The following is a 15,121-nucleotide window of genomic DNA, read 5'->3' on the forward strand; positions in this document are numbered from 1 at the left end:
ATAGAACTGGTTGTCAATAATCCTTCATAAGTCTGCCCTTTACCATTCTGAAAACCAAGCTTATAATAAGATTTATTTAAGATAATATCCAACACACTCAACATATGTGCTTCACTATCATAGGCACTGGTATTTGTCTCATCTTCAATATTTTTCGGTCCATTGTGCTCTACCTGAAATCCGAGAACAGCTTTGTCCTTAATTGCATTTTGAATTGTGTACTTGTGCAGGCATTTGCCATATAACTCTTCAGTTGTGCGAGGCAAATCACCCATCTGCGGGTACGGATTTTCACCAAATCTCGGTGTACCTGTAAAACCATACCATAATGATCTGGCAAAAAATCTTTCCAATTCTCTCTTTGTTTTTGGCGTGACCGCTCTATGACATTCATCCACAACAAAAGCAATTTTGAGATTTTTGATTTTCTGATATTCCGGTGTCCCTTCCTGAAGCCGCTTACTGACCAGTATCTGCATCTTCTGAATTGTTGTAACGATCACCTGCCGATCACCGGATTTCAGTTTTTTCTTCAGATCATTTACATTGTCCGTCTCATCCACATCCACCAAATCATTGTTCGCATAAGCCTGAAATGCCATGGTTGTCTGTGTATCCAAATCTTTACGGTCTATCAAGAATATTGCTTTATCAATAGCCGGAATATCCATCAAAAGATTACGGGTAGCTTTATAAGAAGTCAATGTCTTGCCCGATCCTGTTGTATGCCATACAAAACCGGATTTACTTGTTTTTGAAGCTTCACGTATGGATTCAATGGCATGGATCTGGTATGGTCTGAGCAAAATCAAACGCTTGGCATCCTCATCAAGTACTGTATAACGGGCAATCATTTCATGTGCCTCTGGAATCCGAAGTACACTTTTGGCAAAATCAATATAATCTGTGACCGGATTATTGTCCCTATCAACCCAACCACTCATAAACTTTGGATTCAATTCCGTATCACCGGCAGCCGCAAAATACTTAGTATCTACACCATTGCTGACAACAAACATCTGAACTGCTGAAAATATACCAGTAAACTTTCCTTCTCCGATATACTTTTTTATTTGATGGAAGGCTTCCATGTAAGAATGCTGCTTATTCTTCAATTCAATATGTATCATCGGCAATCCGTTAATCATCAATGTCACATCAAATCTTCTGTCTCTTTCAGATGTCGTATCCTCTTCATCATTCTTCAGTGCGCTGTACTGATTGATCACCTCATATACACTGCTGCCTCCGGCAATATGCTCATGATTCATAACAACCAGATGCAGGCGCTCTGTATCTCGCTGAACATGCACCTGTACCTTGCCATTTTCTCCGACTAACCATTCACCAGCCTTATAGAAAGAAGAAAATTGCATCTGATTCTTCACCTGTTCAAACTCCGAATCCGACAAAAGTTCTCCATTGAGACGATCTTTATTATTCTGCTCCAGAATATATTTAAAATTCTTCCACAGGTCTTCCTCTGTCTTCAAATCGTCACGATATGTCCACTGAGAATCCCCATAAACCAACTGGTTAATCAATTTTTCTTCAATTATTCTCTCTAATTCCGGCATTTCATTATCTCCTTTGTAAACCCAAATGACGCACCATCATCCATACAATCTTTCGCACTATATCAATTAATTATTCCCGACCTTTTTCACTGCTAACTCCAAATCCAGATCATGAAGTCCATGATAGGCTTTCTCCAGAAAATTTAACGGTACTTTATCAACCAGTTCTGCACTGGAAATATTATAATACCACTGATAATAGGCATAAAACTCACCAATCCAGTCCGGCATAAATCCACGCATGGCTTTTCCCTGCTTTTTCTCATATTTCTCTGTTGTAAAAAAATAATCCAACAGTTCTCTGGCATCCATTGTATTCACATAAGCCTGTGATTCATCAATATACTTTCTTGTTTTGCTTTTCATGTACGCTTGAATAAAATCTTCCGTATCATTGTTCGGATAATCCTGTGCATATAAATCAAATAACTTACCCTGATTTTCTACCACTTCATCCAAATACGCTTTAGAATATGCCTGCATCATCGTCACCTCATATAAGTGTGCTGAACACTTTTGTTACTTTATTGTCATCTGAATCAATTAATTTTCTCATATTTTCTCTAGCTGCAATATCACGTTCATTATACTTATCATTAAAATCTGCAAAAGAAACCGGCAGAAGTTCTGACTCCAGCTCATGTAAATTTGCATATCCTTTTTCAGACTTAATACAGTACTGAATACCTAAATCTCCCAGAAAAAGTAATTCTTCCAGTATATCCACATCAATTTCATCACGAACAAAAGCTTTTGCAATATAGAAGTAAGAAGCATCCGCTCTCCACCCTTTTATCACATCATAACCATCTGTATCTATGCCATACTTCTCAATGAATTTTGCCGCTAACATCCTATATCTTTTGGAATCTGATGCTTCCCTGTGTTTCATCAGTTCCGCCAACCAGGATAAAACATTTAATTGCTGAAAATCCAATATCCTCAAATCATCTGTCACCAGTTCATATTTATGAACCCATCCATTGGATTGATCCGGACGGCACACTGCCCACTCTTTGGCTAATTCTATCTTGGCCGTCAAATAAAATCCTCTGCCATAATCATGCTTATCTTCACCCAAACCATAAATTGGATGTATCATTTTATTTGGACTACCATGATATAATATCATTTTCCCCATAAACACCGCCCTTTCCCATAAAAATATGCTCAAAATGTGGTTATTTCTTACGTTTTTGGTGCAAATTGCCTTGCGCTGATGAAGAGTAATGAGAGCATTCAAAGACTTAAAATAATCCCCGATTTTTCTCTGCTCTTCAATATCTTGTGGTAACATCAATTCAGTTTTAAAAAAATCCACTGGCGCAATATTCAACAGACCATGGTTTCTTGCCCCCTCTGCTGCAATAGCCTGGACATCTTTATGCCAATTATTAGTATCATAATAAGTTACAAGAAAATCTGAACTTGACACACTTTCATCCCTTATCTTAAATACTATATAAAGGGTTGATAATACACCTTTTTCATATCTATCAAGCCTTTTTATAGCCCCCCAAGGAGCATCACTAGATGTACTCTTGTTATATGCAAATTCACCATTATAAATCAAATAATAGCCACTAACATCTTTGCTTGCTACTCGCTTATCGAAGAATTCATTCTGATCAATAAGACCATATTGAGCTGATATAGTAAGTGGTAATTCAGATACTAAATCTTGATTTTTTCTTGTAACTCTCTCCACTATTTCTTCGAGCTTACGCTGTTCCCAAGCATTTGCCACACTTTATCCTTACGAATCATACTTACACTCTAAAAAAGTGAATACAGCTGTTATTAATTAGTCTCTTCTTTTTCACCTCATCCGAGCACCAAAAAGTAACGAGAATACTATATTATGGATTTAATTACCGAATAATTTAATCTGTTCTATTTTTTCTTTCGATTGCCTACCGCGTAAACTACAACCATTTTTTTCTAAAACCTAAAACCTCACCCCAATTTCATTTTTCTCTAAAATATTTAATTACTTCCCTTATATAAACATATTTTGAAGCATAAATTTTTTAATATTTTTCAATTCATCGCACTTCTGCTGATGAAGAGTGATGAGACTGTCGAGATTGCAAAAATATTGACTAACTGCATATTGCTCGTCCTCATTTTTAGGAAAATCAATAGAAATTTCACCCAAATCCCCAAGATAAATTCCGGGTTGTGCAGATGTTGATTTTCTATTATTAAGCTCTTTCTGAAATCTACTGCTCTGAATTTCTGAATATAAAAATTCAGATTTAAGTTCATTCGATGGTCGTAAAAATGCAACACTCCTTTGAAATGTCACATTCTCAGAATGCTTTAAAATTGCCGTTTCTCCAATAGATCCAACAATAGTTAAAAGTACATCTCCATCTTTTAGTTTAAAATTTGCATGAATATTTTCATATTCATCTTTTGAAATTCTCCTATCTGATTCATCCCACTGTACAGTTCCATTTTTAATATTCTTTGCACTTAAAAGCAACGGCCCAGAATCAGTATCATGATGTGTACCATGAGTTCCATCCTTTAAAAGAATCAGTATATCGCCCAACTTACGCTGTTCCCAATCGTCTGTGAACCCTTTAAATCGAATTTCTGGAACTTTCTGACCATTCTGTGGAAACATCTTTTGAAGCATATATTTTTTCAATTTTTTTGCTTGTTCACACTTGCGCTGATGAAGAGTGATGAAAGTGTCTAAGCATCGAAAATAACTTGCAACTCGATTCTGTTCTGCTATTGATGGAAACACCATTTGTATTCCCATAAATTCATCATATCCAATATTTAGCAAACCGTCCATTCTTGCACCAGATGAAATCAGCTTACCTAATTCTCTGTCCGGTAATTTTGTTGCAAAATAATATTCAAGAAAATCTGCGTTTCCATCTTCTATTTTAAAACTATGATAAACCCTTGGTACAAGCGCTTCTTCATAAGTTTGCAGTGAAAAAACTGTACCATATTTTGCAAGTTTTGAATTTCCATGATTGTAGGATAATTCACCCTTATGAAGTAATGTATAATTCTTTTGTTCCTTACCAGCAATATTCCCTGAGAATCGATCTTCTTGCTTCATCCAACCATTTGCTGCAGATATTGTTAATGTAGGAAGATCCATTCTTCCATCATTCCCTTGAACTCGTGAACACACCTCACCCAACTTACGCTGTTCCCACTCGTCTGTATATCCTTTGAATCTAATTTTCGGTTTTGCCATGTCCATCACCTCTCCATCTTCTTAATCAGCTCATTCAATGAAGCCATGATTGTGTCATCCATAGATGTCAGTTCTTTCATCAGTGATACAAATTCGCCCTGTACCCTTTCAAGTTCATCATCTGTCCTCTGCATATCTGATAAAAGTGCATTGATATCGACATCTTCCTCTTTTTCAAAGTTATCAACATAACGAGGAATATTCAGGTTGAAATCATTCTTTTCAATATCTTCAAAACTTGCCAGGAAAGCTTCTTTCTCTACCGTTTCTCTTTTACTGTACAATTCAATCACAGACTCAATATGTTCATCTGTCATTTCATTCTGCTTCTTACCCTTGTTAAATTTCTTAGACGCATCAATGAACAGTACATCTCGACCATCTCTATGTTTTTTCAGTACAATAATACAGGTTGGAATAGACGTATTATAAAACATATTTGCTGGCAAACCGATAACTGCATAAATATTGCCAGAACGTAATAATTTTTCTCTAATTTTTCCTTCTGCTGCACCACGAAAAAGGACACCATGCGGTAAGACAATGGCCATTGTACCATTATTTTTCAGATGATATAAACCATGCAGTAAAAATGCATAATCTGCTTTAGATTTTGGCGCCAATACGCCATAATCACTAAATCTTTCGTCCTGCAAAAATCCTGCTGCTGCACTCCACTTTGCAGAATACGGTGGATTCATAAGCACCATATTGAAATCCGTTTCTTCTTCAGTTGGCCAGTCTTCATCTAACGTATCTCCATGCCGCAAGTTCTGATTTTCAACAGCAATACCATGAAGGAACATATTCATCCTTGCCAGATTATAAGTCGATGTATTGAGTTCCTGACCATAATATTTAATATACTGTGGAAATTCTGCATATTTCTTTGCATTCAGAAGTAATGAACCGGATCCCATGCACGGATCGTATACTGACAAGCCTTTCTTATCCTCCTGACCCATAATTGCAATCTTTGTCAATATTTTAGATACAGGCTGTGGTGTATAGAACTCTCCTGCTTTCTTACCTGTCTCAGACGCGAATTGACCAATCAGATATTCATAGGCATTTCCCAATATTTCTGCATCAGAATTTAACAAATCTGCTTTATCAATCTCTTTAATCAGACTTGCAACTGTATCACTCTGTTTCTGATCTCCCGTTCCTAAACGATTAGAATACAAATCAATATCTGCAAACAAATCTGCAAAAATAGCATCACTCTGCTCAATACTATTGAAACCTTTCTGCAACTGTTCACGATTGAAAGAATTATTTCTTGCTGCATCTGCAAAATAAGTAAATGTCAACTCCGGCTCAATTACATAATGGCACTCCGATTTCATTTCTACTCTTAAATCTTCTGCGTCATCTCCTTGAAGGACCTCCATATACGCTTCCAGTGCCTCTTTCAAAGATTCTGGTTTTCCATCACAAATCATATCATAAACTTTAATCATAAAAGAATCCGATAAATATTTATAGAAAACAATCCCAAGAAGATAATTCTTGTATTCATTCGCATCCATTTTGGAACGCAGAATATCCGCACCACTCCATAATACACTAATCAAATCTTTGCTATTTTCCTGCTCAGCCATATAACTGTTCCTCCGATTTTTATTATCTTTAGAATTATAGCCAGGTATTCAAATCTACCGTGCTATCCTTTGATATCGATAAATTCGTATTCATCGACTAATAATATATCCAGTATACCACATATTTGAAACCTCTGTCCTATTCCTGCATCAATCTGATAATGAAGTTATTTATATTTTCTTGTTAAGACATTTAATAACTCATTTTTCTTCTTTCGATAAAATCTAGTACGCTTCATATATCGAGGAATTTTCATTTGATAAATACGCATAAACTCAAGAATTTCTGCCAAATCATACGATTTTTTCTCTGACCATTCAACATATTTTCTGTGTTGAACCAACCATGCCCCTATCATGTAATAATCTAACGCATCTTCATCATCTTCACTTTGAATAGCATGACCACATAAAAAACGATATTCTATCGGTGCCTTTACATATAAGCGGCTAATACGTTCTAGGGAATCTTTTATATCATCCCTTGTCCATTGTTTATACATTCAACTGCCCTTCGTTAAATCTCTATAATATTTTCCATTGTAACAATCGTTATCAAAACAATCCTTGCATCCGTTCTCTAACCACCATCAGCGCATACCCCAGCAGATTCTGGCCTCTCCATTTCTCCGGTTCCAGTCTATTTGAATCCTGCATTGACAGACCGATGCCCCATATCCGGTCATTAACCGCACATTCTGCCAGAATACTGTCCTCCGTATCCAACAACTGCTTTTTTAAATCTTCATTCTGTACAAATTTCTCCCTGAGGCCCTCATACACAAGCAACTGCCGAACGCCGTTCCAATAGCCGTCATTATAGCCTTTCACCTGTCGTCCGAGTGCTTTTATAACCGCAACATCTGTTGTTGCTAATATTTTTCCAGCAATCTCTTTATCTTTGAAGCAGACTGCTTTTTGATACATCATATACTGTTCCATCGAAGAAAAGGGAATTCCATTGACTGTAAATTCCGATAAAGCCCAATTGCTCAAATAACCATTTTCTTCATCCGGGTTATGAAAACATATCACTTTCATTTTCTTACCATCCTCTCTCTGCTGCTATTCCATTCATCCTTCCAATCCAATATCCACATACAACAATTTTTATAATTACTCCCCAATCTCAGTTTAATTTTTCTCACTTGTTATTTCTACCGCATCTATTTCTACCAATTCATCAATTTATATTATAAGCAAGCCTGAAAATACAGTCAATTTATTTCACCCAAGCCTGACTTATCCCCCACAAATATTTCATATTCTGAATATAGTCCTAAGTTTATGCAGTAAACCTTGTAATATATTTGAAATCTTTTGTTCTTCCTGTATTGTTTTCTCCTCACCCACTTCTGGCTCTATCAGAACAATATTTTCTTTCTCAGCCAAATCTGCCGCCTGTCGTTCGCTCTTCAAATGTTTCTCAAATGAATAATTCTCAATATATGTCAGAAGCTGGGAAAACGATTTGTTCTCTGTCTTCTGGTTATGAAAACCTTCCGTTATGTAACGCTCTTCCGGACCAGTTTTCACATAGTTATTATGCCAGAGTTTAGGGAACTTATTGTCAAGTCCTTTAATTATCCTCTTATCCTCAACTCCTTCCACTAACATTGCTTCCAGAGATGTCGCATGGAATTTCATACCAACGTCCATCACACAATGTTCGATTTTTCTAAGAGATACTCCCTGATCCCTAAGTATCTTATCGCATAGTCCCATTTGTTTTGTATTTGGATAGAAGGCTTTTCTGAGATAAATTCTTCGCTGACATTTCGGACATATCTCTTTATCCGGTATTTCTGCAGATGCTTCAAATTCTTCCGGTGCGATTTCTTTCACATCCACACAATCTTTATCATGAAAATATCTGCCGTTCTGCCCATAAAAGTACAGCATCCTGGAATTGTCCAAAAGGCTTTGTTTCCTACTATTGCGGTATCGCTCTTCCTGCGTCAACTTTTTCTCTTTATACTTTATTGTGTCATCCACAATCACCGGTATACTGCCTGTTCGCTGTAAATAAGCAAACACCACTATCTCTTCCGGCTGTTCAATCGGACTGCTGCCACTTTCATTGACAATTTTAATGCCTTTGCAGATGCTACGCTTCAACAACTTCCATGCACTGTTAAATCCGGCCTCGGGCAAATAGACATTGCCATTCGTCACATCCACCGTTGCTGAAACGCAATGAAGAAATTTCTGCTTACGTGTATGAATAATAACAAGACCACACGGTTCTAAATGATCCTGTATTGCTTCATATACCGTAATTTCTTTAAGTTTCTTTGGATAAATGATCAGCTTCTTATCAATCAGTTCTTCTCCCCAGACAAAATATTCGGCATTGAATCTTAATGCTATTCTTTGAAGTTCATCGCTATAACACGCCTTCTCACTTTTTATCTTCATATATGTCCCTACACTGATTCATTCACGTTTATCTGTTATTTTCATCATTATAAGATACGACATGTCCTATAAAAATGCCAGATATACCATACAATTTGAAATTATCCATGAAGGGCAAAAAGCAAAACATCCCTTACAAACAATATCACCACCATTTGTAAAGGCTGCTCACTACTTTCCGTATGATTCAATTTTCAAAGGCCAATAAATTCAATTCTCCCCTTTCCGTTTCCGATAATAAACATAAAACATCGATGCCGTTGTGCACACGGCAATGGTATCAGCAATCGGTTCTGCCAGGTAAACGCCCATGACAACCAAAAATCACCTTCAAACTATGACTCCATTATAGTCTGAAGGTGATTCTGTTAAAAGTAATTATCTAATTTATCAGTCACTCATAAATTACATAGCGGCTTATATCTTCTTGCACATCGGAATCAGCATCCCCCCCACTGCATTTCCAAGGCTGATCACAACCACGCACAGAAATGCTCTTGTGGACCACATCTGCGCCACTGACACATAGAACATATCCGCAATGCAATGCTCGAATCCGCAAAGAATGAATCCTGCCACACAAACGAACAAAATCAATGGATTTTTTGTCTGTTTATAGCCTTCCACTGCAATGTACATCAGTGCACCGCAGAAAATACCAAGGATAAACAGGCTGATGAGGCTGTCATCCACTTTGATCTGACACATACTCTGAGCCTTTTCGGAAATGCCGGCAATCCTGCTGCCAAGCACCCCCATGGCCGCCAGCCATGTACCGGCCAGATTACCCACCCAGATAATGACCAGATCAATGATATAGGATTTTGGCTGTTCCACCGCATAGCCGACTTTGCCCGTGAACAGGTTCAGACCATGCACACAGATAGAATACAGCCCCGCCGTAAACATCAACGCCCCCACAATCTTATTTTCCAAAGATAAAAACACAATACCGCCTATTCCGATGGCAGCACCCGCCAGCACAGCCAGGACAAATAATCTCACATACTTTCTCATACTCTGTACCTCCAAATTCTCATTGAATTTCTGTAATGCTCCGGTGTCAACCAAATTCACCTGAAATCGTCAACTGCCCCAGGACTTCATGCCACTCCGCCTACAAGCACGGACTTTGACCTGTTGCTCGCGTAAAAAAAGCCGGCCACTGAGCATCACTGCCCAGACGGTCGGCATTCAAATCCATTCATACTTCCTGTGGTCAATTCCACTTCCGTCAGTCGTATAAACTGACTTTATCATACTGAAACTTCACCCGGTTGTCAAGTCATTTTCTGCTTTTTACGCATAACGGACATTGATGTTTAATTACATTGACATGGCAGTTCAGTAAATTCAGCATTCTTTCGAAATTTCCAGCCATAGTCCAATTAATCATCCGGATAACAATTAAACCAGCAAGCCTTTCAGCACTTTCACACAGCCCTCTATTCCCAATTCTCCGGAATTCAGCACGATATCATAATTGCGGTAATCATCCCATCGCTTCATGGTATTGGCTCTGTAATAGTTGGCCCTCTTTTTGTCATATTTCTTGCGGACAAACTCCATCCGGTTTGGAGAAATCTGATAATCCTCCTGGATTCTCTTCTGCTTGAAAGCATCATCCGCATGAATGAATACTTTCACCACACCTTTGCGGTCTTTTAAAGCTTCACTGGCACAGTGTCCCATAAACACTGCAGGACCATTATGTGCCAGACTTTGAATAGCAGCCTGCTCTGCCAGATAAACCTTGCCTTCATCCGAAAGCATGTTCATATCCCCTGACTGGGCTTTGCTCATCACAAACACCGTATAGAGAAAGCTGTTAGTCACACCCTCCTCATACTGTTCAATCTGTTCCACGGGAATATCATATTTCCCGGCAACACGCTCAAGAATTTCTCTGCCGTAACATGGCATTTTGCATTCTTTTGCCAGCAACTCACCAATTCTGGTGCCGCCGCTGCCAAATTCTCTTTCTATTGTTATATACTGGTACTTCATCCGACTCGCCTTCCTTCTTATGCTGCCTTATGACGCCTGATCAAACTGGCTGTTGTACAGATCCGCATAGAAACCGCCTTTTGCCAGCAGTTCCTCATGATTGCCGCTTTCGATAATATCGCCGTCCTTCAGTACAAGGATCAGGTCAGCATTTTTAATCGTGGACAAACGATGAGCAATCACGAAAGATGTACGATTCTGCATCAACGCATCCATGGCTTTCTGGATCTGAAGCTCTGTTCTTGTATCCACGGAACTTGTAGCTTCATCAAGAATCAGCATTGGTTTATCCGCGATCATGGCTCTGGCGATGGTCAGCTGCTGTTTCTGGCCCTGTGACAAACTGACCTGATCATTAAGGATCGTATCATAACCATGCGGCAGTGTCCGGATAAAGTGATCCAGGCCTACGGCTTTACATGCTGCCTCTATCTTCTCTTCTGAAACATTCTCTGTATTGTACACCAGGTTTTCTCTGACTGTGCCCTCAAAAAGCCATGTATCCTGAAGCACCATGCAGAACTGGGAACGTACTTCTTCACGCTTCATATCCCGGGTGGAAATACCGTCGATCTTGATATCGCCGCTCTGGATCTCATGGAAACGCATCAGCAGATTCACCAGTGTCGTCTTGCCGGCACCTGTCGGACCGACAATCGCGATCTTCTGTCCCGGTTTTGCTTTGGCTGAAAAATCATGAATAATGATCTTGTCTGTGTCTTCATAGCCGAATTTGACATGCTCAAAATCCACATAACCTTCTGCTTTGCCAAGCTTCTCTGTTTTATCGCTTTCATCGGACATTTCCTCTGCCCCAAGGAAAGCAAATACACGCTCCCCGGCTGCTGCCGCAGACTGCAGGGACTGAGTTGCCTGTGCGATCTGCGCAAGGGGCTGGGTAAACAAACGGATATACATCATAAATGCAACAATGACTTCAAATCCGATATAGCCTTTCATTGTCAGCACAGCACCCATCACGCAGACAGCCACATAACCAAAATTGCCGATAAAGGCCATCAAAGGCTGCATCAGACCGGAAAGGCTCTGTGCCTTAAAAGCGCTGTCTCTCAGGTTATTATTCAGTTCATCAAAAACTTTTTTGGCATTTTTTTCACCGTTATAGGCTTTGACAACTGTATGTCCGGAATAAATCTCTTCAATATGACCATTTAATGCACCGAGATTGGCCTGCTGCCTTGAGAAATATTTCTGTGAATGACTTGTGATCAGTGACATCAGTCCGAAACCGATCATAGTTGCGATCACTGCTGTCAGCGTCATGATCACATTGGTCTTAAACATCATGATTAAAGACCCAAAGAACAAGGCTACCGCTGACACCAGGTTGCCGATACTCTGGTTCATAGACTGAGAAATCATATCCACATCATTGGTGACTCTTGAAAGCACATCACCTGTAGATGTCTTATTGTAATAGGCCATCGGCAGACGATTGATCTTGCCCGAAATATCGCTTCGCAGCTGCTTTGTCACATTTTGTGTGACCGTGACCATAATGAACTGCTGTCCAAAAGACAAAATCACACTGCCCACATAAAAAGCCACCAATGTCAGACCGATGGACTTGACACGTTCCATATCAATACCTGTCGCTATGCCCTCTGTAATCACCTTTGTCAGATCTGACAATTTATCCGGACCGAGGATTGTCAGAATCGTACCGGCCACGGCACAGATCAGAGCAACAACGATCACTGCCAGATAACGTTTACAATAACGGATGATCTTCATCCATGTTCCTTTAAAATCTTTTGATTTCTCTGCAGGACGTCTGCCCATGCCAGGGCCCCGCATCCCACCTCTGTTATTTCTATTTTCCATTATGCCAGTTCCTCCTTTGAAAGCTGAGAGAAAGCAATCTGACGATAAACTTCACAATTCTTCATCAGTTCATCATGGGTACCCATTCCTGCGATCCTGCCTTCATCCAGAACAATGATCTTGTCTGCATCGCGGATAGTGCCGATTCTCTGTGCAACGATCAATCGGGTTGTATCACCGCACTTTTCATCCAGTGCCTTTCTTAAAATTCGGTCGGTCTTATAATCCAGTGCCGAGAAGGAATCATCGAAGATCATAATCTCCGGATGACGGCAAATAGCTCTGGCAATAGAAAGACGCTGTTTCTGACCGCCGGAGAGATTCGAACCGCCCTGGGCTACAAAACCATCATAGGTATCCGGCAGTTTCTCTACAAATTCATCCGCCTGAGCTGTATGGACAGCATCGATAATGTCTTCTCTGTCCACAGGCTTGCCGCCGTTTTCACCATAAGCCACATTGCCTGCAACCGTGCCGGAGAAGAGAATCGCCTTCTGGGATACATAACCGATTCTGTTTCTCAATGCTTCCTGGGTATATTCTTTCACATTCATGCCGTCAACCAGCACTTCACCTTCCGTTGCATCATAAAATCTCGGAATCAGGTTGATAACCGTACTCTTACCACAGCCGGTAGAACCGATGAAAGCCACCGTATCTCCCTTATGAGCTGTAAATGTAATGTCTTCCAGCACATTCTTCTCTGCATCCGGATATTTGAAGCTGACATGACGAAACTCTACTTCACCGGTCATACCCGCCTTGGCTTCTGTCTTCGCACCATCCTCAATGGCCGGTTCTGTATCCAGTACCTCATTGATACGCTTTGCAGCAACGGATGCACGGGGTACCAGCACAAAGATCATAACCAGCATCATGAAAGCCATCACAACCTGCATCGCATACTGTGAAAAGACAATCATATCTGAGAATAATGTCAGCTTATCCTGCATACCCGCATCATTGATCAGATAAGCACCTACCCAGTAAACCGCCAGTGTCAGACCATTCATGACAAGCATGATACCCGGCATCAGAATCGTCATGGTTCTGTTGGCAAAAAGCTGTGTACGCTTCAGTTCATCATTGGCCTTTTCAAACTTGGTCTCCTGATAATCCTCCGCATTATAGGCACGGACAACACGAAGCCCTGTCAGATTCTCACGCGTCACCCGGTTGATGTTATCTGTCAGAATCTGCAGCTTTCTGAACTTCGGCATTGCCACCATAACACAGGTTCCGACAATACACAGCAGTATAATAACTGCGATGCCTGTTGTCGCCGTCCACTGCCAACTCTTTCCGGCAATCTTACAGATGGCCCACACAGCTGTCACCGGTGCCTTCAGAAAAACTTCCAATCCCAGCACCAATACCATCTGAACCTGGGTAATATCATTGGTTGAACGTGTGATCAGACTGGATGTTGAAAAACGTCCGATCTCTTCCATTGAAAATGACTGCACTCTGTTAAATACCTGTCCTCGCAGGTTGGCAGAAAAATTTGCTGAAATCTTTGCCGCGCAGACAGCAATACAGGCTGCCGTCAAAAGTGAGCCCACCGCACAGAGCAGCATCTTGCCTCCCGCTGCAAGTATATCTGCCATGGCACTTCCCTCTGTCTGAACAAGCACTGTCATGTCGGACATATAATCCGGCATGGTCAGGTTCAGATAAACCTGTGCCAGAATCAAAAGAAAGGCAAGTCCAGCCAGTGCCATATCTTTCTTTGTCAATTTCTTTAATAATTTGATCATTACTGCACTTCTCCTTTGATGTCATTGCATATTTCTGTTAAGTCGTATTCATTATCAGCGCTCATCTGACCAGAGTGCCAGATTTGAATGAATAAAAATACTTCAGTGCTGCTGAAGTATTTTATCACCATAAACTGTTTGATATTAAACTGTTTATTTTTAAACTATTATAGTACGAATAACGAATATGTCAAGGCTTTTTATATTTTTTTTAGATTTTTTCTTTTCCGGATTATACAGATGCCTCATCAATCATTCTCTCCATATTCGCCATTGCATGCTTTAATACTTTATTGAAAATCGCTCTATCCTCTGCCTGAATACCGGACATGATCTGCTGATGCATATCATCCCATATAGCATTGATGCGCCTCACCAGCTCTTTTGCCTCCTCTGACAATATATAATGCATATAACGCCTGTCCTTCTTATCTGGCATGCTCTCCAGATAATGCATGGTACACAGATGTTCCAGGGTCTTTGAAATCTGCCCTTTATTCAAATCAAGATAACGATGAATATCTGCTGCCGTATTCCGCTCACCGGACATAGCCAGAAAACGCAGAATCTCGATTTCCACCCGCTTCACATCATATTCCCGAATGATGCCGTCCATCTTCTTGTTCATTAGCTGTTTGAACTGTCTGCCACGGCGCATCATGTTTAACTGTTCTTCCATAATACTTC

13 protein-coding genes and 1 riboswitch are annotated in these 15,121 nt (G+C 40.0%); all 13 genes read right to left on the bottom strand.

The features are described 5' to 3' along the window. Positions 1 to 1,577 (bottom strand): DEAD/DEAH box helicase family protein (locus WMO25_RS06070; RefSeq protein ID WP_349084603.1); only part of this gene is annotated, 1,577 nt, incomplete at its 3' end. 66 nt (positions 1,578 to 1,643) lie between these two features. Further along, positions 1,644 to 2,060, bottom strand: coding sequence for a hypothetical protein (locus WMO25_RS06075; protein WP_349084616.1), 417 nt, complete (start codon positions 2,058 to 2,060; stop codon positions 1,644 to 1,646). Between the two features lie 10 nt (positions 2,061 to 2,070). Then, positions 2,071 to 3,324 (bottom strand): DUF3990 domain-containing protein, encoded by a 1,254-nt coding sequence (locus tag WMO25_RS06080; protein WP_349084604.1) that lies wholly within the window; start codon positions 3,322 to 3,324, stop codon positions 2,071 to 2,073. Positions 3,325 to 3,576: 252 nt separating this feature from the next. Further along, on the bottom strand, positions 3,577 to 4,803 hold the full coding sequence (locus WMO25_RS06085; RefSeq protein WP_349084605.1) for a restriction endonuclease subunit S: 1,227 nt from the start codon (positions 4,801 to 4,803) through the stop codon (positions 3,577 to 3,579). Between the two features lie 5 nt (positions 4,804 to 4,808). After that, on the bottom strand, positions 4,809 to 6,407 hold the full coding sequence (locus tag WMO25_RS06090; RefSeq protein ID WP_178441016.1) for a type I restriction-modification system subunit M: 1,599 nt from the start codon (positions 6,405 to 6,407) through the stop codon (positions 4,809 to 4,811). 167 nt (positions 6,408 to 6,574) lie between these two features. Continuing rightward, on the bottom strand, positions 6,575 to 6,910 hold the full coding sequence (locus tag WMO25_RS06095; RefSeq protein WP_349084606.1) for a chalcone synthase: 336 nt from the start codon (positions 6,908 to 6,910) through the stop codon (positions 6,575 to 6,577). Positions 6,911 to 6,962: 52 nt separating this feature from the next. Beyond that, the gene (gene ybiA, locus WMO25_RS06100; RefSeq protein ID WP_349084608.1) at positions 6,963 to 7,448 is read right to left on the bottom strand and encodes a riboflavin biosynthesis intermediates N-glycosidase; all 486 of its coding nucleotides are present in this window, start codon (positions 7,446 to 7,448) and stop codon (positions 6,963 to 6,965) included. Between the two features lie 219 nt (positions 7,449 to 7,667). Then, positions 7,668 to 8,825 (bottom strand): hypothetical protein, encoded by a 1,158-nt coding sequence (locus tag WMO25_RS06105; protein ID WP_349084609.1) that lies wholly within the window; start codon positions 8,823 to 8,825, stop codon positions 7,668 to 7,670. A 417-nt stretch (positions 8,826 to 9,242) separates the two neighbouring features. Continuing rightward, positions 9,243 to 9,902 carry a formate/nitrite transporter family protein gene (locus WMO25_RS06110; protein WP_349084610.1) on the bottom strand — a complete coding sequence of 220 codons (660 nt, stop codon included), beginning with the start codon at positions 9,900 to 9,902 and terminating at the stop codon, positions 9,243 to 9,245. Positions 9,903 to 9,995: 93 nt separating this feature from the next. Further along, positions 9,996 to 10,077, bottom strand: a riboswitch (ZMP/ZTP riboswitch). 155 nt (positions 10,078 to 10,232) lie between these two features. Then, a complete protein-coding gene (locus tag WMO25_RS06115) occupies positions 10,233 to 10,832 on the bottom strand; it encodes a cytidylate kinase-like family protein (protein WP_349084611.1) in 600 nt (199 codons plus the stop codon). 27 nt (positions 10,833 to 10,859) lie between these two features. Continuing rightward, on the bottom strand, positions 10,860 to 12,677 hold the full coding sequence (locus WMO25_RS06120; protein ID WP_349084612.1) for an ABC transporter ATP-binding protein: 1,818 nt from the start codon (positions 12,675 to 12,677) through the stop codon (positions 10,860 to 10,862). After that, the gene (locus tag WMO25_RS06125; protein ID WP_349084614.1) at positions 12,677 to 14,434 is read right to left on the bottom strand and encodes an ABC transporter ATP-binding protein; all 1,758 of its coding nucleotides are present in this window, start codon (positions 14,432 to 14,434) and stop codon (positions 12,677 to 12,679) included. Before WMO25_RS06125 ends, WMO25_RS06120 begins: the two co-directional genes overlap by 1 nt. A gap of 232 nt (positions 14,435 to 14,666) precedes the next feature. After that, a partial coding sequence (locus WMO25_RS06130; protein ID WP_349084615.1) for a helix-turn-helix domain-containing protein occupies positions 14,667 to 15,121 on the bottom strand: 455 nt, incomplete at its 5' end.

This window comes from Coprococcus intestinihominis, from assembly GCF_040096555.1.
Classification (GTDB): domain Bacteria; phylum Bacillota; class Clostridia; order Lachnospirales; family Lachnospiraceae; genus Coprococcus_A; species Coprococcus_A intestinihominis.

Coding starts and splice junctions, on each gene's coding strand:
- WMO25_RS06075 (WP_349084616.1), bottom strand. CDS start 2,060: ATGCAGGCATATTCTAAAGCGTATTTGGATGAAGTGGTAGAAAATCAG.
- WMO25_RS06085 (WP_349084605.1), bottom strand. CDS start 4,803: ATGGCAAAACCGAAAATTAGATTCAAAGGATATACAGACGAGTGGGAA.
- WMO25_RS06090 (WP_178441016.1), bottom strand. CDS start 6,407: ATGGCTGAGCAGGAAAATAGCAAAGATTTGATTAGTGTATTATGGAGT.
- WMO25_RS06095 (WP_349084606.1), bottom strand. CDS start 6,910: ATGTATAAACAATGGACAAGGGATGATATAAAAGATTCCCTAGAACGT.
- ybiA (WP_349084608.1), bottom strand. CDS start 7,448: ATGAAAGTGATATGTTTTCATAACCCGGATGAAGAAAATGGTTATTTG.
- WMO25_RS06105 (WP_349084609.1), bottom strand. CDS start 8,825: ATGAAGATAAAAAGTGAGAAGGCGTGTTATAGCGATGAACTTCAAAGA.
- WMO25_RS06115 (WP_349084611.1), bottom strand. CDS start 10,832: ATGAAGTACCAGTATATAACAATAGAAAGAGAATTTGGCAGCGGCGGC.
- WMO25_RS06120 (WP_349084612.1), bottom strand. CDS start 12,677: ATGGAAAATAGAAATAACAGAGGTGGGATGCGGGGCCCTGGCATGGGC.
- WMO25_RS06125 (WP_349084614.1), bottom strand. CDS start 14,434: ATGATCAAATTATTAAAGAAATTGACAAAGAAAGATATGGCACTGGCT.